Genomic DNA, 19,976 nt, shown 5'->3' on the forward strand with positions numbered 1-19,976 from the left:
TTTATTTTGTCAAAAATTCTAACCCTTGACTCCTATCTCCGCTACGATAAAAGTAGACAAAACAGGAGCATGAAATGCTGCAGAATATTCCCACATATATAATTCCCAACTCCGCAGACTTAACGGCCAGCCTTGCCGAGAATGATCGTCTACAGAAAGTCATCGACGATAAACGCCCCTTAGAAGGTGACTTGTGGAATGTGATCCAGTTCAAGCTGAAGGTGGACTGGACTTACAATTCTAACGCCATTGAAGGCAGCACTTTGAGCCCTAGCGAAACGCTTTTCTTTCTGCGCGAAGGCCTTACGGTTAAAGGCAAGCCGCTTAAGGATTTTCTGGACGCCAGAAATCATTCTGAGGCCGTTGATCTGTTTCAGGACACCATCAAAAATGGTAGGCCGCTTTCTACCGGGTTTATGAAGGAAATTAATGCCCTGATCCTGAATGGAGTCAGCTACACAGCAGCGCAGACACCTGACGGGCAGAGTTCCAAGAAAAAAGCCCATGCCGGGGAATATAAAAAGCATCCCAATCATGTTTTGACGCCAAGCGGCGAGATTCATACTTATGTTGCGCCGGAACAGGTTGCGGCTGAAATGGATCAGCTTTTTGAATGGATTGCCGCGCAGGAGCGAAACGGAACTCATCCGCTGATTACGGCCACTATCGCGCACTATCATTTTGTACGTATCCATCCATTTGATGATGGAAATGGACGCGGGGCAAGGCTTTTAATGAACCTGCTGCTCATGAAAAACGGCTATCTTCCTGCCGTTATCAACAATGAAAACCGTCAGGATTATATTGAGTGCCTGCAACAGGCAGACAAGGGAGGGCTGGCATCTTTCTGCTTGTTCGTTTCACAATCCTTGCGGGAAACTCAGGAATCGGTAGTAAAAATTTTGGAAGAGAATGGCAATAAGTAAGAGCGATGCCTAAATCATTACAGATAAGAAACAGCACCGCAGAATTTCTGATCTTCACCACCCAAGCAGGCGAAGACAGCATTGAAGTCCGTTTTGAGAATGAATCAATCTGGCTTAGCCAGAAGCTTATGGCGCAGCTTTTCGACGTGGATGTGCGCACCGTCAACGAGCACTTGAAAAATATCTATTCTTCCAATGAACTTAGTGAAGAGGCAACTATCCGGAAATTCCGGATAGTTTAAACTGAGGGAAACCGTAACGTTGGCCGCGATGTGGCTTTCTACAATGACCACCACGGCCTTTTTTGCCAAGGTTCAGAATAAGCTCCATTTCGCCATTCACGGCCATACTGCCACAGAATTGATTATATGAATAGGGCCGACAGTGAGAAAGAGCATATGGGGCTGACCTCGTGGGCCAAGAGTCCAGACGGCAAAGTCCATGCTGAAACGGAATTTGAGAAATACCGCATCATTCAGGACAGACTTTTTGTTTCGGACTTTGATCGATTGCTTAGGGATTTGGATAAGGGGTAGGTTGCGGAGAAGGATATTCTTTTCATTGCAGTTTTGTTATTTTTTTAAATGGTTAACATTTTAGAAATGAATGACATAAGAACTATAAAAAAAATATTAGAGTTGATAAAGCCGACGGGTGAAAAAGGTTTTGAAGGACTTACCGGGGTTGTACTTAGCTCGTTAGTTAATATGCCAATGAGGCTCGCTGCAAGCGGTTTGCAATTTGGAATTGATGGCAAGTCTGCAAATTTAGAAAATAACATTTCTTATGAATGCAAGCACTACAGTACAAAAAATGAGCAGGTTTACAGCTGCCGATATCGCGCTTAACCATCATGAAAAATATGATGGAACCGGCTATCCCAACGGCATTTCCGTGAAAGATATCCCCATCTGCGCCAGAATAGTGGCTGTGGCTGATGTTTATGACGCCTTAACCCATAAACGTGTATATAAGAATGCGTTTTTGGCTTGTGAAGAAGATATTCGGGAATTGGAAATGAACGGATTCGCGTAGGTGCAAGAAGTTTAGCTCTGGCTTTCAGCTCCGAAGGATATGCAATTGAATCCGGTACAATTGGTGGATCAATGGTTATAGTAAATAATTGTTACTTGATGCAAAGAAGGAACGAATTGCTTTTAAAATATTTTCCACCGGACAATTCGTAACCAGTAGGGCGTGGGTTCAATTCCGATCGTTGTCTTCAGTAAAAAGTTAAGCCTTACAGTGTGTTATCGCATTGTGAGGCTCTTGTGGCTCGGTTAGTGTCCACGGGACTGTTCCATTCTTCCTTATCCTTTAGAGCCAAGGCCACATCGCGCTCAGTCGGGCCCATGATATCAAGATGGTCTTCACGGGCATTTACGCATAAGGGCTATCGTTTTTAATTATCTCGCAAATATATTTTAGTCAAAAAAGAACGAAATTTTTGGATAACTCTGCTTCCGTTGCTCAATGGGAAGTTCGGTGCTGTTCGTGACGCCTAAATCTTAGCTGAGAGTTGTCCGCAAAGTGTACGCATATTCGTGCTGGGAAAAACGCTGTATAAGAAGAGGTCGTTCAGTCTCCTGTAACTTAATAATTTATAATAAAAATACTTCCTTTTATGTTTTTTTTTGGTAAGCAATAAGCAGGATGGAAAATTCCAAGTTGAACTATTTAGGTTAATAATTTTATGAGTAAAGAAATATTCCGCAAAGTAGCACTGGAACGACTTTCCTCACCGGAACGGTTGGACCAGCTTTTGACTGTGACCTCCCCTGCAGGCTGGTTGAGTCTACTGGCCCTTGGGGTGCTGGTTATCTGTGCCGTGGTCTGGGGTTTTACCGGGACTATTGAGACCAAGGTGGTCGGGCAAGGCATCCTGATCCGTCAGGGCGGGGCCTTCACTATTGAATCGCAGGGCAAGGGCGAGGTGCAGGATCTTTTCTTCCGGGAAAACGATATCGTGGACATGGGGCAGGTGGTGGCCAGCATAAGGCAGCCGGAACTTCTGGACCGCATTCACTCGGTCAAAGAAAAGATCACTTTGCTTGAAAGGCGTTACGAACAATCCTTGAATTTTGGAGCCGAAGACCTTTCCCTGAATACCAAATCCTTGAGCCAGCAGCGCAAAAATTTGCGCCAAACCAACAATTACCTGCGAAAGCAGGTCAAGTGGTTTGAGGAACGGTTGGACTCACTTGAAAATCTGGAGCGGCAAGGGCTTATCGTTTCTGTAAAAGTTGAGGATGCAAGAGAGAAGCTCAGTCAGGCCCGCGAAAGTATCCGTAAAAATATCAACAAGCTCAAACAACTGGATATCGAATTACTCAAGCTGAAAAACACCAACAAATCCGACAGCCTGAACATTGAGCAGCAGTTGGCGCAGGCCAGAGGCGACCTTGTCTCCCTGACCGGGAAACTCCGTGAGACCAATGTGGCGGTCAGTCCCTATGCCGGACGGGTTATTGGGGTGGAAGTGCAGACCGGACAGCTGGTAGATCCCGGTTCCAAGATCATGACCCTTGAAGTTTTGAGTTCCAACGTCAGTTACCTTGAGGCAGTGACTTTCTTTCCTCCCGCACTGGGAAGCCGTATCAAAGTGGGCATGAAAGCCATGCTTTCCCCTTCTTCGGTTCAGGCGGAAAAGTACGGCAACATCATCGGCATTATCACTTATGTATCCCAGTTCCCGGTCTCCCATTCCCAGATACAGAGCGTATTGCAGAACAATGAATTGACCGAAAAACTTTCCAAAAAAGATGCTCCCGTGGAAGTTCACATGGCACTGGTGCCCGACCCTGACACCTATTCCGGTTTCAAATGGACTTCCTCAAAAGGACCGCTGCGTAAATTTGATGCCGGAACCATCTGCGCCGGGCAGGTTGTGGTGGAACGCACGCCTCCGGCTGAACTGCTCATCCCCATGTTCAGGAAATATGTTCTTGGTGAGGATTACAGCATTGGGAGTTCCATTTAAGCCATGGCTTTAATTGAAGGGCCGTGGGAAAAGGCCAGAGTAAAGACCCCAACAGTAATCCAAATGGAGGCCGTGGAATGCGGAGCCGCCGCACTGGGAATAATCCTCGGGGCTTACGGCAGGATCGTGCCTCTTGAAGAATTGCGCACGGCCTGCGGGGTTTCACGGGACGGCAGCAAGGCCTCTAATGTGCTTAAGGCGGCCCGCACTTATGGATTGGAGGCCCGTGGTTTTAAAAAAGGGGTGGACGGGTTGACTGATATGTCCCTGCCCATGATTCTGTTCTGGAATTTCAACCATTTTCTAGTTCTTGAAGGCATCAAGGGCGATACGGTCTTTCTGAATGATCCGGCCAGCGGTCCTCGTACTGTTACCCGCGAGGAATTGGACCAGTCATTCACCGGGGTGGTGCTGACATTTAATCCCACTGATTCTTTTAAAAAGGGGGGCAGTAGCCCCAGCGTGATTCAGGGATTGTCCAAGCTTCTGGAAGGAAGCCGCAAAGCTGCGCTTTATATTCTGCTGGCCGCACTGTTTATGGTTGTTCCCGGATTGCTCATGCCCATATTTCTGAAGGTCTTTGTGGATAAAATCCTGATGGGAATTTCCAAGGACTGGCTGCCGCCCTTGCTGCTGGGCATGTTCCTTGCCGCCATGCTGCAAACCGGGCTTACCTGGCTGCAACAGATGTCCATGCTCAAGCTTGAAACCAAACTGGCCTTAAGCGGTTCGGCAAAGCTTTTCCGTCATATTCTGCGGTTGCCCATGGATTTTTTCCATCAGCGCATGCCCGGCGATATTCAAAGCAGATTCAGCCTGTACACAAAACTTTCCGGTTTGCTGGGCGGACAACTGGGCAGCACTGTGCTTGGAATGATGACCGCTTCATTTTTCCTGCTGGTAATGCTTTTTTACAGTGTTCCGCTGACCCTGCTGGGTATGGTCATTGCCGCTTTCAACCTGATCCTGCTGAAAATCGTATCCCGCAAGCGCAAGGATTTAAGTTTGCGGCTCAGTCAGGACAGCGGCAAGCTCATGGGTATTTCCATGAGCGGATTGCAGCAGATTGAAACCCTGAAGGCTTCGGGACAGGAGAACGACTTTTTCAACCAATGGGCCGGATATCAGGCCAAAACAGTCAACAGTTCCCAAAAACTGGCCCTGACCAGCCAGCTGATTTCAGTGATTCCAAGCGTGCTGGGCTATATCAACAGCGCGGCAATCCTTGGAGTCGGTGCCCTGCTGGTCATGGACGGGCAGATGACCGTGGGTATGCTGGTGGCTTTTCAGGCTCTGATGCACGGTTTCATGGGGCCGGTACAAAGCATGGTCGGCCTTGGGGGGCAGCTGCAAAGCGTAGGTGCGGACCTGACCCGTTTGAAAGATGTGTTCTCCAATCCATGCGATCCATTTTTGAGCAAACAGCTTGCCAATGAGGAGAAACCGGAAGGCCCCGGTGTCTCGGATGTGCGCGGACGGCTGGAGTTCAAGGATATCACTTTCGGCTATTCCAAACTTGGACCGCCGCTGATCACAAATTTCAGCCTTGATGTGCCTGCGGGCTCAAGGATTGCCCTTGTGGGCGGTTCCGGATCCGGCAAATCCACCCTTGCCAAGCTGGTCACCGGGCTTGAAAGTCCGTGGTCCGGGCAAATCCTGCTCGACGGGATACCCATTGAAGAGTACGGACGGGACGTTTTCACGGACAGTGTGGCCCTTGTGGATCAGGATATTTCAATGTTCGAAGGAACGGTGCGCGATAACCTGACCATGTGGGATGCCAGCGTTCCCGAAGAACAGATGGTCCGCGCGGCCAAGGACGGGTGTATTCATGAGGTGATTACCGCAAGGCCGGGCGGCTATGCGGCCAAGCTTTCAGAGGGCGGAAGCAATTTAAGCGGCGGCCAGAAACAACGCCTTGAAATCGCGCGGGCTCTGGTGGGCAATCCCAAGCTGCTGATCATGGACGAGGCCACCAGCGCGCTTGATGCTGAGACGGAAAAGCTAGTCGACCAAAATATCCGCAAGCGGGGTTGTACCTGCCTGATTATAGCCCACCGTCTCTCTACAATCCGCGATGCGGACCTGATTGTCGCTTTGCAGGGCGGTAGGGAAATGGAACGGGGAACCTATGCGGAATTAATGGACAGGGACGGCTTCTTCGCCCGACTGGTGAACAGGAGTTGAGGTCGGATATGAATTTTGACAACAAAAATCGCGAAGAAAGGCTGGCTCACAGAAAAGCGCAGGACCGCAGCAGGCTGGACTCTGCTGTGGGGGAACTTGCTTCGGTTCTAAAGGGCGGGAAAAAGTCCGGTCGGGTCATGGATGAGTCTGCTCCCCCTTTGGTCAAAGCCGCCACCATGACCGCAGAAGCTGCCGGGATTAATTTTGAATATCCTGCTGAGAAAATTACCGATGATGTGCGGCTGGATGATTTGGCTCGTTGCGGCGGTTTCCGTTATCGGCACGTTATTTTGAAAGGGAACTGGTGGACAAAGGACAACGGTCCGCTTTTGGCTTTTCTGGAAGACGGCAACAAACCTGTGACCCTGTTGCCGCTGTCCCGACGCAGTTATGAGCTTGTTCATCCTGATTCAGGGGAAAGGGTCAGGGTTTCAAAAGAGATCGCCGCGTCCCTCTCCGGTCCGGCCTACATGTTTTACCGTCCTTTTCCGCATAAGCCGCTTAATATTTATTCCCTGTTTTCCTATGCAATCAAGGGCTGTGTAGGCGATCTGGGCATGGTCATTACCGCCGGATGCCTTTCAGCCATATTCGGCCTGCTGACCCCGGTCATGACTGGATATATAGTCAGCACGGTCATCCCGGAAACATCACGCAGTCAGCTTCTTCAGATCGGTTTAATCCTCGCCTGCTGTGCCCTGTGCATGGGATTTTTCAAGATGACCAGAGCCGTAGCGCTGGTCCGGTTGGAAGGGCGTATGGATATCGCCACCCAGGCCGGAATCTGGGACCGTATCCCGGCCCTGCCGGTGCCCTTTTTCAGGAAATACACCGCCGGGGACCTTGCCAACCGCAGCATGAGCATCAACTCCATCAGGCAGATATTGTCCGGGGTGGCGGTCAACTCCCTGCTGTCCGGGTTCTTTTCCATTTTCAGCTTCGGGCTCATGCTCTACTATAGCCCCAAACTCGCTCTGGTGGCCTTGGTCATGGTCCTTTTAGGTTCTGCGGTCTGCGCTGTGGCAGGAGTCTACACGATTCGTTACCAGCGTGAGAGATATGATCTTTCCGGCAAAATGACCGGACTGGTCCTGCAATTCATCACCGGGGTGGCCAAACTCAAAGTCACCGGAGCCGAAGACCGGGCCTTTGCCAAGTGGGCAGAAATCTATGCCGAAGACTCGCGTATGGATTACCGGGCCGGATTTGTGGGTGCTCTTCTGGCCTGCTTCAATGCGGCCTTTCCGCTGCTGATCTGGGCGGTGATTTTCTGGTGGTATTTTACAAAAGATTTGAAAACCATGCCTCCCGGCGATTTTCTGGCCTTCCATGCCGCATTCGGTTCTCTGCTGGGGGCCATGCTGCACCTTGCCTCGAGCCTGCCTTCGCTTATGGATGTTGTTCCCCTTTACGAAAGGGCCAAGCCCATCCTTGAAGCATTGCCCGAAATTGATGAATCCAAGAATGATCCCGGCCTCCTGTCCGGCTCAATTGAAGTCAGCAAGATTTCTTTCAGGTATGAACCGGAAAGTCCGCTGGTGCTCAAGGAGCTGGATCTCAAAATCCATCCCGGTGAATTTCTCGCTGTGGTGGGTGGATCAGGGTCCGGTAAATCAACCCTGCTGCGTATACTGCTGGGGTTTGAAAAGCCTGAAGCCGGAGTTGTTTTCTACGACGGCAAGGACCTCGACACACTGGACTTGCGCGAAGTCAGACGTCAGATCGGGGTGGTGCTGCAGGACGGTTCGCTCATGCAGGGCAGCATCTATGAAAATATTGTCGGTTCAAGCGGACTGGGGCTGGAACAGGCTGAACAGGCCGTCACAATGGTCGGCCTAAGCAAGGATCTTGAAGCCATGCCCATGGGCATCCATACTGCGGTGTCCCCCGGTGCGGGGACTTTGTCCGGCGGTCAGCGGCAGCGAATCCTCATCGCCAAGGCTCTGGTCAAGAAGCCGTCCATCCTGTTCATGGACGAGGCCACCAGCGCGCTGGACAATGAAACCCAGCAGATTGTTTCCGACAGCCTTGCCGGACTTGATGTCACACGGCTGGTCATAGCCCACAGGCTTTCCACCATCCGGGAAGCGGACCGCATAGCAGTGCTGGATAAAGGCGTGATTGTTGAAGTTGGGACACACGATGAACTCATGAGCCGAAAAGGGGCCTATTATGAACTGGTTAAACGACAAATCGCTTGATTTTTTCATAGCCGTTTCCATAAATCAAATTTTAAGCCTGTGCGCGGCGATCCTCAGCTGTGCGGTGCTGCTTGTAGCCTCCGGTTGCTCGGATTCCGATCCGGCCCGTGAACGGGCGCAAAAACTGGCGCAGGATAACGGTCCCATCCAACTGTCCATGATCGGCGACTTCAGCGGTCCGGGCGGTCCCATGCTCAAGGGAATGGGCCTCGCGCTGGAAGAAATCAATTCCGGCAAAGGGCTGTTGGGCCGCAAAATAATGCTGCAAAAAAACGACATCAAAAATACTGCCAAAGATGCTCTTGAAGCCTCGCAATCAGTTGCCGACAACACTTTGGTCAGCGCAGCTGTAAGTCGCTTTACCCCGGAGGTAGGCATGCCTTCCGCTGTGCTGCTGCAATATTACGGACTGCTCCATTTTTGCACCGTATCAAGCCATACCCGGATCACCCGGCAGGGGTTCGACAAGGCCTTTAAAATTGTCCCTGACGACTTGAGAACGGTTGAATTCCTTGCCCGTTTCTGCGCCAAGAAGCATTTCAAAAACATCATCATCCTGCAAAGCGATGATGAATATGGCCGGGATATGGCCAACAGGTTTGAGAACGCAGCCAAGAATGCGGGCGTAACGATTCTTGAGCGCATGATTTACAACGTGGTCAACACTGAAAATGAGATCAAACGCGACCTTGAACTCTGGCGGGACCAGGTCAAGGAGGGAGCCATACTGCTGCTCGGCGTACCGCAGTACGCCCAGCCGGTGCTGCGATTGATTGATGAAATGAATCTCAAGGCTCCGGTGCTGGGAACTTCGGCCCTTGATGAACCGGAAATTTTCAAAGCCGCAGGCGATGAAACCATTTATGTGCGTACTTATTTCAATCCACAGTCACAAACCGGATTGGTGAAAAAGTTCGTGCAGGACTATACAAGGAAAAACGGTACACCGCCAACTTCGCAGGCCGGAATCGGATATGACGCGGTGAAACTATTTTCATGGGCCGCTGCAAAAGCCGGGACCACCGATCCTGAAAAACTTGCCCGGCTTCTGCACGGAGATGAACATTTTACGGGATTGGCCGGTAAATTCAGGTTTGACCGCCACGGCAATTTCAGTCCGTCAAAGATATATTTCAGGAAACAATCCGGGAACCGGACCGAGTACTTGGTCCACAACATCAATTAAGCAGGAGGGATCATGTCTAAAGAAAACGCAATGAATTGGATTTTGAAGCTGCATGAAGATGAAGAATTGCGCAAAGAGGCCGAAGCTGCGGGAAACTTTGAGTCCAGGCAGAATCTCGCAGCAAAACATGGTTTTGAATTCAGCAGGGAAGATATCGAGTACGCCATATCCGCATGTCTGGGGCAATTGTCGGATGATGATTTGGGTGCTGTCTCAGGCGGTGCAACGAACAGTGACCAGCAGCCTGCTTCGATAATAAACGTACACCATCATGGAGGCAGCATCGCGCGAAAGCTTGCCGGCTTTGCTCCCGATGCAGCTGAAGTGATTGTCGCGGCATTGTAGAAAAACGCATCCTCGGCAGGAGAAATTTTTTAATGAATTATAGAGGAAAGGAGTATTCCGCCCGGAAAAACTCCGGGCGGGAAACTCCCCGATACATGGAGACCGAACAGGTGCTGGAGCTGATCCGCCCGACGCTTAAACGCATCGGTGTGACCAGCCTGTCGAATTTCACGAATATGGACCGCATCGGCATACCGGTGGCCATAGCGGTGCGACCCGCGTCAACATTGCTTTCCGTTTCCTTCGGCAAGGGGCTTAGCAAAAAACAGGCTATGGTTTCGGCTGCCATGGAGAACATCGAACGCTACGCCGGAACTGAAACCCAACTGGACTGGTTTTACGGAACCTACAGGGAAGTGGAAGCTGAACATACGGTCATCCCCGAAGATCAATTGCTCTTGTGCCGGGAGTCCTTTTTTCATAAAGACCTGAAACTGCGCTGGACCCTTGGCTGGGATATTGTTTCCAAACAGGAAGTAGCGGTTCCATTGTCACAGGCGACCCTGCTTACGGGCCGGATCAACGAAAGTTCCATGTATGTTTTCCAGTCCAGTTCCAACGGCCTTGCCGCCGGGGTGCATTTTGCCGAGACCGTGGCCCAGGGATTGACCGAGGTAATAGAACGTGACGCCCTGGCCTGCCACGGGCTGCTCTCCGCATTGCGGGGCGTGAAACATCCTCTGTACAGGGTTGATCTCAAGACCATCCCTTATCCGCTGGTTCGGGATGTTTTGGAGAAATTCCGGACTGCCGGGGTGGAGTGCATGCTTTTTGACTGCACTGCCCATGATTTGAAAATCCCCACATACACCTGCCAGATATTTGATAAAAAGCAAACCCATACAGGCATGGCCATGGGCTACGGGGCCAACCTGAACCCGGAAACAGCCATGCTCAGGTCAATGACCGAATCCGTGCTGGGACGCTCGGAAGCCATGCAGGGGGTACGCGAAAATTTTTTCCCGGACGACTATCAGTTCAATAAAATTTCAGACTCACTGGAACGTAAGGAAGAATATCTAAACATTGAGCCGACGACTGACGGCAACATGTATGCTGATCGTTCCGGGGAGTCCTTTCACGGGGACATTGAAACAATGGTCAATATTCTGAAGGCCAAAGGGTTTGAGCAGGTTATTGTTCTGGATATGACCCCGTCCGAGTCCGATGTGCCGGTGGTCAGGGTCATTGTGCCCGGACTGGAGGGCTGTCATGACATGACATATTCCTGCTTCGGAAAACGGGCTTATGAATATGTGCGGGAGGTGTCGGCATGAAACCGGTAATCTTCTGCGGTCCAAGCCTGAATGTTCAGGAGGCCGCGAAAATTCTGGACGCTGTTTATCTCCCTCCTGCCGGACAAGGCGACATTCTGGGAGTAATTGAGAATTTAAAGCCCAGCGCCATAGGATTGATTGACGGTGTCTGGGACGGGCAGGTTGTCTGGTATCGCGAAATAATGCTGGCCCTTGATGCCGGAATTCCTGTTTACGGATCATCCCACATTGGAGCTGTGCGGGCAGTGGAGCTTGCTGCCTGCGGTATGCGCGGGGTCGGCAGAATTTACGAAACGCTGAAAGAGCAGGATTTCCTTGATTACGGGGAGGCTGCCTGTAGCTGGAAATGTGATGCAGAACAATACATCCGTCTGGGCGAACCCATGGTGAATGTTCGCGCAACACTTGCGGCGGCAGTGCATGACGGTATTATTGATGAGGGCAACCGTGCTGATATGGAAGCAGCCGCGGCATCCATTTTTTATCAGGATCGCACATGGGACAGGGTTCTTCATGATTTTGCCCGGATTTCAGAGGCTGAATTTTCTGATAGATTCAATGCGTGGCTTGGGCAGGGGTATGTGGATCAGCAGGCTTTGGATGCATTGAAGCTGGTTGAAAGCCTGCGCAATCCGCTGCCGGTTGAAAAGGGGACTGACCGGCAGTGGAAGGGAGCAGGATTGACTCAATGTGTGCAGGATCGTTTTACCCTGCTGCCAAAAGCCAAAGGCCGGGTCAGCCGTTCTGAAATTGTCGATTATGCCGCTTTGCATCATCCCGGATTTAACGAAATCAATTTCAACGCACTGAACAGGAAGCTGGTCATGCTGTTTGCCCATGAGCTGGGTGTTGAAAGTGATTCCGAACTTGAAAGCATTGAGGAAGAACGTTTTCGCAGACGTAGAAAGCTTAATGATGATCAGGATTTTGCTGAATGGATGAAGAAAAACGACCTTACCGTAGAGCAGTTCAGCGAAATGATGGCCGAGCGGGCTGTGTGTCATCAGCTTCACCGCTGGTTGATGCAGGTCAAGCAACCGGCCAGTCGGAATACCAGAGCGGTATTGGAAGAATTGAAAATGCGCGGGGACTATCCGCAAATAGCGGATAAAGTAGCGTTAAGGAACAGATTGATCGAAGAGAAAGTAAAACTGCCTGATAAGATAGAACAGATCGAGACAGGAAGTTTATTCCGCGAGCACCTTGTGCAGACAGGGATTCCGTGGGAATATGATTATCGGGTGCAGATTCAGGAGTACGGGCTTTCAGGTTCGTCCTTCAGCATGGAATTATATAAGTCCCGGTTTGCGCGGGAATATATGCGTGAGCTTGTATTGGGCGATGGCAAAGACACTGGAAATGATTCCTAAATTTTAACGCCGGTTTCGGGCCGGATGGAGAAAATTATGTCCGCAGAAGCAGCTACACAATGGGTTTTAAAACTTCATGAAAACGAGGAATTGCGCAGGGAAGCCGAAGCAGCAGGGTCATTTGAAGACCGTCAGGCCCTGGCCAGGCAGCATGGCTTTGAGTTCTGCAAAGAAGAAATCGAGGACGCATTTAAAGCTGATGACGAACTGTCTGATGATGATCTGGATGCCGTAGCCGGGGGAAGTATCGCCATGAAAGAGGCAAATAAAAGGGCCAAGACAGAAGCCTTCATTGCTGCTGCCAGTTCTGTTGCTGCTGCAATGTAGGGGGGAACCTGGCCGCCGGAGTTAGCTCCGGCGGAATAAAATTTTATGGTTGAGTCAGTCCTGAAAGTTAATCTTTTTTGCTCCAAGTCTATTCACCGCCTCCGCCCGCTGCTTCAATCTCCTGTTTCAAAACAACCTGTGTCGGATAGGGCATGGTCAGGTTGTTTTCACCCACGACATCATTGATCTTGTAAAGAAGATCCTGCTTAATATTCAGCCATTCATTCCAGTCAGTTGTTTTGGTGAAGCAATAAACAAGGATGTTGAAAGTATAGTTGCCGAAGCTGTCGAAATAGACCATCTGGCTGTTTTTTACTCCTTTCAGGTCGGTATGGGTAAGCAGCTTGGCCATTTTCGGGTTTTCGCACTGTGCTCCGTCTGCTGGCTGGGCTATGCCCGGATGTACCTTAAGCAGGCAGCGGATGTCTTCAATAGCATTTTTCATGTCGGCCATATCGCTGTCACAGCCGACTCCGATGATTATTTTGATACGGCGGCCAACTTCCCGCCTGCTCCAGTTGATCACATGCTGCCCCGCGATGCTGGAGTTGGGCACGGTGATCAAGGCGTTGGAAAAGCTGCGCACGGTGGTGCTGCGCACTCCCAGTTCCACGACGGTTCCGTCCACATCGCCCGCTTCAATCCAATCCCCCTGCCGGTAAACATCGTCCATAAGAATGACCAGCCCGCCAAAAAAATTGGCCAGAGAATCTTTGGCCGCAAGAGCCACAGCCAATCCGCCGATACCGAGGGTGGAAAGGATGGTGGTGACCTTAATCCCGTACTGATCAAGGCCGGTAATGACTACGGCGATTAATGCGATGACCTTTACGGCCCTGATGGTCAGATTGATGAATTCTTCCCGGAGTCCCTTGTCAGAACGGTCCAGCCGGTCAATGTGCATAATGGCCATGACATCGATTACGTTGGAAATGAGATAGAGAAATAGGGCAGAGTAAACAGTATAGCAGGCTATATTGATATATTTTTCAAAAGGGGTGTCAAAGAACAGCACCAGAAAGATCATGTGGCTGATGAAGAAAAAAACTATATGCTTGGATGGCTTGTGTATTTTTTTAAAGAAAATATGGTTTCGCTCAAATGAGCGGTCATTGCTAATGATATATTCCTCAACTCTGTTTTCCATTTTTTTAAGAAAAAGTGATAAGAGCAGGCATAACAGAAAGACCAAAGCAGCAAGAACCATCTTCCCAACACTTAAATTGACGGGAGTCATGAGGTTGTTGATGTTTTTTATCTGATCCGAGGAAGTGTTGATGCTTTTCAGTAGTGTTTTTATGTTAAAATAGTGGGTCCAACTGGTGGTCGCCAGTCCGTCAATATTGTCTTGCGTGTATTTCAGGATAGTCGAAAAAGTATCCGCCACAGATTTATAATTTAGGAGGGAATTGTTTAATTCCCGGTCAGATGCAGAGTCAGGGTTTGCGGGAACATTTATTTTTTTAAGCCACTGCCGCTGTCCTTCAATATTATTGAGGATCTGTTCTTGGCAGACATACGTATTTCTCGCATTGACCAGAAATGAAAGGAAACTCCAGATCCGGTCATGAATCCTGTCTGTGGCGAGTTTAATTTTATCATGATTTATTGCCGCGCTCTCTTCGCGCATCTCATGAATATGGATTTTGTCTTCAAGATGCTTGATCGAATCTACACGGCTGAACTGATCAGCGTGAAGCTGCTGTTCGCTTTTTATTGTATCAAATATTTTTTTCAGTATGGCCCGGTGCTTCAATATGATTGCGTCGGCTTTTTCCTTATCATTTCCTGCGAGAATGGATTTTTTGGAATTTTCCAGTGCGCTCAGTGAATCCTGTATGGACTGCACTGGAGTGGACTTACTGAGCGCGGGCACAGCGCAAATCAAAAGAGAAAACAGAATTATGGCAGGAAAATATTTTTTCATGATATTTCTCGTTTAGTCGTCTCCCACGGACTCTCCTGTATTCATCAATGCATTGATTCCTTGTACATGCGCTGCCTGCCACATTATTTCCGGTTGTTTTCCACCGGAAACCGAATCAAGATCTTCATCAGAAAGTTCGCCCATGCACTCAGCCGCAGCACTTTTGAACTCTTCCAGACTGAATTCAAAACCGTGTTCGCGGGCGACTTTCGGCAGTGCCTCAAATTCTTGAATCGTTTCGATTTTACATTTCAGTTCTTCGTCTTTCTGGACTTTTAAAATCCATGCTTTTGCGTTCTCCTGTGACATGGTAAATTCTCCTTTAATTCAAAAGTTTCAATTGAACTCATACATCGAGTATCCAGCCCGCTTCCCGAGAGCCTGCAAAGCTGGCCCTCGGGGGAAGTCGCTAGCAATCAAACGGGTTGAATGTGCTGTTTGTAAATACCGAATTTTTAACATCAGAACCTGCAATCTTTTTGCCATTGACGTTAATGCTGCCGCCAATAACAACTGGTGCGTAATTACCCCCGGCCACGGAATCGAGATCATTATCAGAAAGTTCATCCTGCAAGGCCGAGACGATGCTATTTATTTCAGCAATGTTGAATTCAAATCCGTTATCTTTTGCCAACGCAATCCATGCGTCAGCATTTGTTGCTGATTTCGCTTTTTCAAGCAGATCATTATTTTCGTGAAGTTTCGCCAGCCATTGTGCTGCAGATTCAGTAGACATAGATTTATCCTTTTATTTTTAATTATTTATCCAAGTCGCCCATATCCATATTCATATCCATGCCGGACCCGCCACCACCGATGGATATTCCGGGTGCATGAAAATTACTGATGTTTATTCCCGGAGTATATTTAGTCTCGCCGCCGGAGATATTATCCAGATCATCATCAGCCAGTTCTCCTGAAGCGTTAGCAATGGCTTTTTCCATTTCTTCCTTGCTGAATTCAAAGCCCTGCTCACGGGCCAGCTTTTGCCAGTCATCAAAATTTTCAATTTTATCAGCCTGCTGGCGAAGTACGTCATCTTCATTTATTTTGATTATCCAGCCGTTGGCTGCTTCTATAGACATAGATGTCCCTCCAGTTGAGAAGTTTTAGTCTCTCCACTGTTATCAAAAAAACGCACAAAAGGAAGTACTTTTTATTATAAGTTTATTAAGTTGTTGGAAAAGTTTATTAAAGGTGCGACTTCATAATTTCCTGAGCCAACCTGCCAGATCGCACCAGTCCTGCCATTTTACGCATGGTGGGCGCGCTGTGTTCAAAGAAACTTTTATACCCGGCACAAAGATAGTTTTTGGTCCCATTTTCAGCAGGAAGGAAGCGGTTCTTGGGGCATTCTCCCTTGCAGGCAAAGAGTATGGAACAATCCCGGCATTCCTGCGGAAGTAGTTCTGATTTCATGCACCTGAATGCTGTTTGTTCTTCAGAACCCAGCATTTCAGCGAGGGATTGTCGAAGTATGTTGCCCCGTTTGAATTCCAGGGAAACAAAGTGATCGCAAGCGTAGACATCCCCGGTGTGTTCCAGCAGTCCGGTCTTGGGACAATTCTCCGCGTAGTAGCAAACCGGGGGCGGGGCATTCAAATGATTGCCGAGGGTGGCATCAAAGAGCTGTACGAAAATATTTCCCACATCATTGCGAACCCATTCATCATAAATCGCCACGTAGAACTCTCCGAACTGCTGTGCTGTGACACTCCATGGAGTCACCCCGGACGAGGAATTCTTATCCTCTTTGACCACAGGCACAAATTGCAGGAATCCCTGACTTTGATCCTTCAAAAATTGATACGTCTTCAGAGGATGGGGAGCGTTTGCGCTGTTGATGGTGGCGAGGATGTTGTAATCCACACCATGCTTGCGCAGTACATCCAGCCCGTTCATGACCCGCTTGAATGAACCGTTCCCCTGCGTATCCACCCGGTAGGTGTCATGAATCTCTTCCGGCCCGTCAAGGCTTACTCCGGCCAGAATCCTGTGCCGGGCCATGAAGTTCCCCCACTCATCATCAAGCAACGTGCCGTTGGTCTGGATTACATTAGAGAATGGCCGAGTCCCGGCATAGCGGCACTGAATACGGATCACGTTTTCATAAAAGGGGATTCCAGCCAGCAGCGGCTCGCCCCCCTGCCAGACAAATTCTATCGGGTGGTTGCCCGGAGATTCAAACATCTGCCGGATGTAATTTTCAAGTATTTCACCGGACATGATCCGGGAGTTGGGACCGGCGGATGATTCCGCAAAAAGAACGTCCTTTTCCAGATAATAGCAGTAGGTACAGCGCAGATTGCAGCGCGGCCCGACAGGTTTGGCAATTATGGAATACGGCATCAGTGGTTTAAGTCGGTCACAGCCCAGTTTTCGTAATCTTTAAGTTCCGGGCCGGCGTCTTTCCCGACCTCTTTCGCAATCAGGTCATTTAATTTTTTATTCATGCGCAGGATAAGGCTTTTGTTCTTTTCCGGAACGGTTGCCAGATTGTGCATTTCCTGCGGGTCGTTCTTGAGGTCGTAAAGTTCTAGGTCATTGAGCCCGGTCAGTTCTGCCCATGTCTGCGGAGTGTTGCGCTTAAGGGGTGAAAAGTAGCGGGCAAATTTGTACCTGCCGTCAAAGATTATGCGGATATTGCCCCGTTTTGTCAGATCGGGTTTGATGTTCTTTTCACGCATCCAATTGATGCCTTTATCATAGCATTCTGCGGTTTTCCGAATGAAATTACCGTCCACGGTCAGGATCATGTTAAAGCAATGCAATGCCCCGGAACGGACGCTGTCGATTTTGGCTTTGCCCGGATCGGCAAGCACCGGGGTCATGTCTTCGCCCGGAAGAGAAGAGGTTATTTTATCTATTTCCTTTTCCTTGGCTCCGGTCAGATTGAGAATGGTGGGAGCCAGATCCAGATGTGATGTGATAGCGTCAGTGGATTGCCCGCCCCTGATTTCCGGGTGGATGATGAACATGGGCACATGGATGTTTTCTTCGTAGGAAAACGGTCCCTTGCCGCGCAGGTTGTGGTTGCCGCCCATTTCCCCGTGATCGGCAGTAAAGATTATAACCGTATTCTCCCTCATACCCTGCCTTTCCAGTTCATCAATGACGGTGCCGATCTGCATGTCCACGTCCTTGAGGCAGTTCAGGTAGTAATCCCGGTAACGGGTCCAGTGGGCGTCCGTATCCGGGATCGTCCCCACCAGATAGTCCCATCCGTAATGATATTCGTAATGCGCGTTGGGTCGTCCCTTTTCCCTGACGGGTTGGTAAAGGTTATTCGGCAGCGGAAAGTCCTTATGTTTTTCCTGGTATACCGAGTTCTCCGGTGCTCTGTTGATGGGATCAACCAGCTTGCCGTTACTGGTCAGCTGTTCGTCCTGCCCTGCTGCGTCGGTATCGAAATACATCACATCATGGGGGTTGATCATGTTTACGGCCAGAAAAAACGGCTGTCCCTTTTCGTTCAGGGGCGCACCTTTTGAGCGCAGCCAGTTTGCGGCATCCCCGGCAAAATTCATGTCATGGGTGTAACCGCCCAGAGTCTTTCCATAGTGGTCTCCGGTGGGATTGAAATCGGAAAAACCGTACGGCTCCATGGCATCGGTCATCAGTTTGTGCTCTTTGTTTGCTTCCGGGGTGATTGCTTCGGAAAGATGGACCTTGCCCTTGTAGGCGGTGTAGTAACCGAGCTTGCGCATCATATCCCCGATGGTGGGGAGTTCCGTGGACATGTCCGGCTGCCAGGGCAGGTTGGTATTGTCAAACATGCCTGTATGCTGCACGTGCTGTCCGGTATACATGACCGAGCGCGAGGAAGTGCACATGTTAGAGCAGTTGTAATGATTCTCGAAGCTGACACCTGCGCTTTTGATTTTTTCACGGGTACTCAGTTCCGCGCTTTGCGGCCACTGCTTGAAGTGCCGTTCCTGATCAGTGACGATCAGAACAACGTTATATCCTTTTCCGGCAATCTTATGAGGAGAGTCCGGCTGCTTTGGAGCAGAGACCGGCTCGGCATGGGCTTTTCCGGCTGATGCGTGCAGGGTGGATGCTAGCAGACCGACTCCGGCCATCTTTATGAAATTTCGTCTGGATGCTTCTGATTTTTTGTTTCCCATGGTTTATCCCCGTTAAATTGAATTTTTCAGGATTCTTTTTTTTAGTCCGTATGCTGAGTCAGTTCAAGGGGAATTTTTTTAATGTGCAGGGCCTTTTGAGGAAAAAAATATTCAAGCTTCATTTTGAAGTTGTGTTACCTTCTTGTCTAAAGACAAAAATAAACTTGAAGGAGAAGAAAATATGAGTGTTGATTCTGCTAGAAAATGGCTTGAGATGCTGCGCGAAAATAAGGAGCTGGCAAAGAAGGCCAAGGCCATAACCGATTTTATCCCATGGCAGAAAATGGCAGCAGAGCATGGTTTTGAGTTCAATGAAAATGAACTGCATGAAGCGGCAAAATCTTTAACAGATGAGTTGTCTGACGATGACCTTGACCTGATCTCCGGGGGAGAAGATCTTACTAAGAATCCTCTATGTGAGGATCCTCGATACAGGACAATAGGAAATTCTGTGGCAATGGCTTATGCTAATGCCGTTTATTGATAAAGCGAGACATTTTAGTCTGCCCGCAAAGTGTACGCAAATCTGCGTACAAAATTCGGTAGTTTTAGGTAGTTTTCGGCAGTCTTTATTTATTTGATGCAAAGGTTGAGTTAGCTGTTTTTTTGAGTGTTAGCTCAACTGATTCATTAAAGTGGGATGCTAATTATAAAACAGCTTGTTTAGCCCATTCTGCTTGATTAAATATTTATCCCCTTGTCATGAATCTCGTCTTTGTGGCATGTTTAATTCAATTATAAAACATTCTCATAATTGGAGTCAGTCATGACCTTCGAAGAACTGATCGCCATTACAGAGCAACCGGTAGTCATTGCCGGATCAGACGGGATCATTGTGAAGATAAACACTCCTTTCAGCAGAGAGTTCGGCTGGCAGGAAGCGGATCTGGCCGGAAGACCGCTTACCGCAATTATTCCTTCAGCCCTGCGCGATGCCCACCAACTGGGCTTTTCGGCCTTCCTGTCCACCGGGAAGGCTTCTTTGCTGGGTCAGACTCTTGACCTTGAAATCGAACATAAGGACGGATCAGCTACACTTGCCGAACATTTTATCCTCAGCGGCCTGATCGAAGGTAAGCAACGTTTTGCAGCCCGTATTGTCCCGCGCAGTTAAGGTCGGCGT

21 protein-coding genes are annotated in these 19,976 nt (G+C 49.2%); 15 read left to right on the plus strand and 6 right to left on the minus strand.

All coding sequences use genetic code 11. The annotated features are described in order from the left end of the window. Window positions 1–74: 74 nt before the first annotated feature. From FMR86_RS13560 to FMR86_RS13610, 13 genes are all read left to right on the plus strand, one after another. Window positions 75–926, plus strand: coding sequence for a Fic family protein (locus tag FMR86_RS13560; RefSeq protein ID WP_163351940.1), 852 nt, complete (start codon window positions 75–77; stop codon window positions 924–926). 5 nt (window positions 927–931) lie between these two features. After that, window positions 932–1,168, plus strand: a complete 237-nt coding sequence (locus tag FMR86_RS20420) for a hypothetical protein (protein ID WP_203544893.1) — start codon at window positions 932–934, stop codon at window positions 1,166–1,168. Window positions 1,169–1,211: 43 nt separating this feature from the next. Further along, window positions 1,212–1,298 (plus strand): RhuM family protein, encoded by an 87-nt coding sequence (rhuM, locus tag FMR86_RS20855; protein WP_373682483.1) that lies wholly within the window; start codon window positions 1,212–1,214, stop codon window positions 1,296–1,298. Further along, window positions 1,295–1,462 (plus strand): hypothetical protein, encoded by a 168-nt coding sequence (locus FMR86_RS20430; RefSeq protein WP_203544899.1) that lies wholly within the window; start codon window positions 1,295–1,297, stop codon window positions 1,460–1,462. Before rhuM ends, FMR86_RS20430 begins: the two co-directional genes overlap by 4 nt. 277 nt (window positions 1,463–1,739) lie before the next feature. After that, window positions 1,740–1,961: an HD domain-containing phosphohydrolase gene (locus tag FMR86_RS13570; RefSeq protein WP_239057243.1), complete on the plus strand. Its 222-nt coding sequence runs from the start codon at window positions 1,740–1,742 to the stop codon at window positions 1,959–1,961. 658 nt (window positions 1,962–2,619) lie between these two features. Next, window positions 2,620–3,906, plus strand: a complete 1,287-nt coding sequence (locus FMR86_RS13575) for an NHLP bacteriocin system secretion protein (RefSeq protein ID WP_163351942.1) — start codon at window positions 2,620–2,622, stop codon at window positions 3,904–3,906. 3 nt (window positions 3,907–3,909) lie between these two features. Then, on the plus strand, window positions 3,910–6,093 hold the full coding sequence (locus FMR86_RS13580; RefSeq protein WP_163351943.1) for an NHLP family bacteriocin export ABC transporter peptidase/permease/ATPase subunit: 2,184 nt from the start codon (window positions 3,910–3,912) through the stop codon (window positions 6,091–6,093). An 8-nt stretch (window positions 6,094–6,101) separates the two neighbouring features. Further along, window positions 6,102–8,294, plus strand: a complete 2,193-nt coding sequence (locus FMR86_RS13585) for an NHLP bacteriocin export ABC transporter permease/ATPase subunit (protein ID WP_163351944.1) — start codon at window positions 6,102–6,104, stop codon at window positions 8,292–8,294. Beyond that, a complete protein-coding gene (locus FMR86_RS13590) occupies window positions 8,266–9,480 on the plus strand; it encodes an ABC transporter substrate-binding protein (protein ID WP_163351945.1) in 1,215 nt (404 codons plus the stop codon). Before FMR86_RS13585 ends, FMR86_RS13590 begins: the two co-directional genes overlap by 29 nt. A gap of 12 nt (window positions 9,481–9,492) precedes the next feature. Further along, the gene (locus tag FMR86_RS13595; RefSeq protein ID WP_163351946.1) at window positions 9,493–9,825 is read left to right on the plus strand and encodes a Nif11-like leader peptide family RiPP precursor; all 333 of its coding nucleotides are present in this window, start codon (window positions 9,493–9,495) and stop codon (window positions 9,823–9,825) included. A 32-nt stretch (window positions 9,826–9,857) separates the two neighbouring features. Further along, window positions 9,858–11,102: a YcaO-like family protein gene (locus tag FMR86_RS13600; protein WP_163351947.1), complete on the plus strand. Its 1,245-nt coding sequence runs from the start codon at window positions 9,858–9,860 to the stop codon at window positions 11,100–11,102. Next, the gene (locus tag FMR86_RS13605; RefSeq protein WP_163351948.1) at window positions 11,099–12,472 is read left to right on the plus strand and encodes a TfuA-like protein; all 1,374 of its coding nucleotides are present in this window, start codon (window positions 11,099–11,101) and stop codon (window positions 12,470–12,472) included. The genes FMR86_RS13600 and FMR86_RS13605 overlap by 4 nt, the downstream gene beginning before the upstream one ends. A 36-nt stretch (window positions 12,473–12,508) precedes the next feature. Then, complete coding sequence (locus FMR86_RS13610) at window positions 12,509–12,799, plus strand: Nif11-like leader peptide family RiPP precursor (protein ID WP_163351949.1); 291 nt, start codon at window positions 12,509–12,511, stop codon at window positions 12,797–12,799. Window positions 12,800–12,887: 88 nt separating this feature from the next. Here FMR86_RS13610 and FMR86_RS13615 read toward each other — a convergent pair whose 3' ends face one another. From FMR86_RS13615 to FMR86_RS13640, 6 genes are all read right to left on the minus strand, one after another. Then, window positions 12,888–14,726 (minus strand): mechanosensitive ion channel family protein, encoded by a 1,839-nt coding sequence (locus FMR86_RS13615; RefSeq protein WP_163351950.1) that lies wholly within the window; start codon window positions 14,724–14,726, stop codon window positions 12,888–12,890. Between the two features lie 12 nt (window positions 14,727–14,738). Further along, entirely contained in the window at window positions 14,739–15,035 is a 297-nt protein-coding gene (locus FMR86_RS13620; protein WP_163351951.1) for a Nif11-like leader peptide family RiPP precursor, read from the minus strand. A gap of 100 nt (window positions 15,036–15,135) precedes the next feature. Next, window positions 15,136–15,462 carry a Nif11-like leader peptide family RiPP precursor gene (locus FMR86_RS13625; protein WP_163351952.1) on the minus strand — a complete coding sequence of 109 codons (327 nt, stop codon included), beginning with the start codon at window positions 15,460–15,462 and terminating at the stop codon, window positions 15,136–15,138. 22 nt (window positions 15,463–15,484) lie between these two features. After that, entirely contained in the window at window positions 15,485–15,811 is a 327-nt protein-coding gene (locus FMR86_RS13630; RefSeq protein ID WP_163351953.1) for a Nif11-like leader peptide family RiPP precursor, read from the minus strand. Between the two features lie 106 nt (window positions 15,812–15,917). Then, on the minus strand, window positions 15,918–17,075 hold the full coding sequence (locus tag FMR86_RS13635) for an anaerobic sulfatase maturase (RefSeq protein WP_163351954.1): 1,158 nt from the start codon (window positions 17,073–17,075) through the stop codon (window positions 15,918–15,920). Next, window positions 17,075–18,853, minus strand: a complete 1,779-nt coding sequence (locus FMR86_RS13640; protein WP_163351955.1) for a sulfatase-like hydrolase/transferase — start codon at window positions 18,851–18,853, stop codon at window positions 17,075–17,077. Before FMR86_RS13640 ends, FMR86_RS13635 begins: the two co-directional genes overlap by 1 nt. Window positions 18,854–19,034: 181 nt before the next feature. On the opposite strand from FMR86_RS13640, the gene FMR86_RS13645 reads away from it, so the two are divergent. After that, a complete protein-coding gene (locus tag FMR86_RS13645; RefSeq protein ID WP_163351956.1) occupies window positions 19,035–19,337 on the plus strand; it encodes a Nif11-like leader peptide family natural product precursor in 303 nt (100 codons plus the stop codon). A 282-nt stretch (window positions 19,338–19,619) separates the two neighbouring features. After that, a complete protein-coding gene (locus FMR86_RS13650; RefSeq protein WP_163351957.1) occupies window positions 19,620–19,967 on the plus strand; it encodes a PAS domain-containing protein in 348 nt (115 codons plus the stop codon). Window positions 19,968–19,976: the final 9 nt, after the last annotated feature.

Source organism: Desulfovibrio sp. JC010 (genome assembly GCF_010470675.1).
GTDB lineage: Bacteria > Desulfobacterota > Desulfovibrionia > Desulfovibrionales > Desulfovibrionaceae > Maridesulfovibrio.

Bases quoted from the DNA above. Each gene is read 5' to 3' on its own strand.
- FMR86_RS20420 (WP_203544893.1), top strand. From the start codon at position 932: ATGCCTAAATCATTACAGATAAGAAACAGCACCGCAGAATTTCTGATC.
- FMR86_RS13630 (WP_163351953.1), bottom strand. From the start codon at position 15,811: ATGTCTATAGAAGCAGCCAACGGCTGGATAATCAAAATAAATGAAGAT.
- FMR86_RS13605 (WP_163351948.1), top strand. From the start codon at position 11,099: ATGAAACCGGTAATCTTCTGCGGTCCAAGCCTGAATGTTCAGGAGGCC.
- rhuM (WP_373682483.1), top strand. From the start codon at position 1,212: ATGACCACCACGGCCTTTTTTGCCAAGGTTCAGAATAAGCTCCATTTC.
- FMR86_RS13560 (WP_163351940.1), top strand. From the start codon at position 75: ATGCTGCAGAATATTCCCACATATATAATTCCCAACTCCGCAGACTTA.
- FMR86_RS13575 (WP_163351942.1), top strand. From the start codon at position 2,620: ATGAGTAAAGAAATATTCCGCAAAGTAGCACTGGAACGACTTTCCTCA.
- FMR86_RS13645 (WP_163351956.1), top strand. From the start codon at position 19,035: ATGAGTGTTGATTCTGCTAGAAAATGGCTTGAGATGCTGCGCGAAAAT.
- FMR86_RS13650 (WP_163351957.1), top strand. From the start codon at position 19,620: ATGACCTTCGAAGAACTGATCGCCATTACAGAGCAACCGGTAGTCATT.
- FMR86_RS13590 (WP_163351945.1), top strand. From the start codon at position 8,266: ATGAACTGGTTAAACGACAAATCGCTTGATTTTTTCATAGCCGTTTCC.
- FMR86_RS13600 (WP_163351947.1), top strand. From the start codon at position 9,858: ATGAATTATAGAGGAAAGGAGTATTCCGCCCGGAAAAACTCCGGGCGG.
- FMR86_RS13640 (WP_163351955.1), bottom strand. From the start codon at position 18,853: ATGGGAAACAAAAAATCAGAAGCATCCAGACGAAATTTCATAAAGATG.
- FMR86_RS13610 (WP_163351949.1), top strand. From the start codon at position 12,509: ATGTCCGCAGAAGCAGCTACACAATGGGTTTTAAAACTTCATGAAAAC.
- FMR86_RS13585 (WP_163351944.1), top strand. From the start codon at position 6,102: ATGAATTTTGACAACAAAAATCGCGAAGAAAGGCTGGCTCACAGAAAA.
- FMR86_RS20430 (WP_203544899.1), top strand. From the start codon at position 1,295: ATGAATAGGGCCGACAGTGAGAAAGAGCATATGGGGCTGACCTCGTGG.
- FMR86_RS13570 (WP_239057243.1), top strand. From the start codon at position 1,740: ATGAGCAGGTTTACAGCTGCCGATATCGCGCTTAACCATCATGAAAAA.
- FMR86_RS13580 (WP_163351943.1), top strand. From the start codon at position 3,910: ATGGCTTTAATTGAAGGGCCGTGGGAAAAGGCCAGAGTAAAGACCCCA.
- FMR86_RS13615 (WP_163351950.1), bottom strand. From the start codon at position 14,726: ATGAAAAAATATTTTCCTGCCATAATTCTGTTTTCTCTTTTGATTTGC.
- FMR86_RS13620 (WP_163351951.1), bottom strand. From the start codon at position 15,035: ATGTCACAGGAGAACGCAAAAGCATGGATTTTAAAAGTCCAGAAAGAC.
- FMR86_RS13635 (WP_163351954.1), bottom strand. From the start codon at position 17,075: ATGCCGTATTCCATAATTGCCAAACCTGTCGGGCCGCGCTGCAATCTG.
- FMR86_RS13595 (WP_163351946.1), top strand. From the start codon at position 9,493: ATGTCTAAAGAAAACGCAATGAATTGGATTTTGAAGCTGCATGAAGAT.
- FMR86_RS13625 (WP_163351952.1), bottom strand. From the start codon at position 15,462: ATGTCTACTGAATCTGCAGCACAATGGCTGGCGAAACTTCACGAAAAT.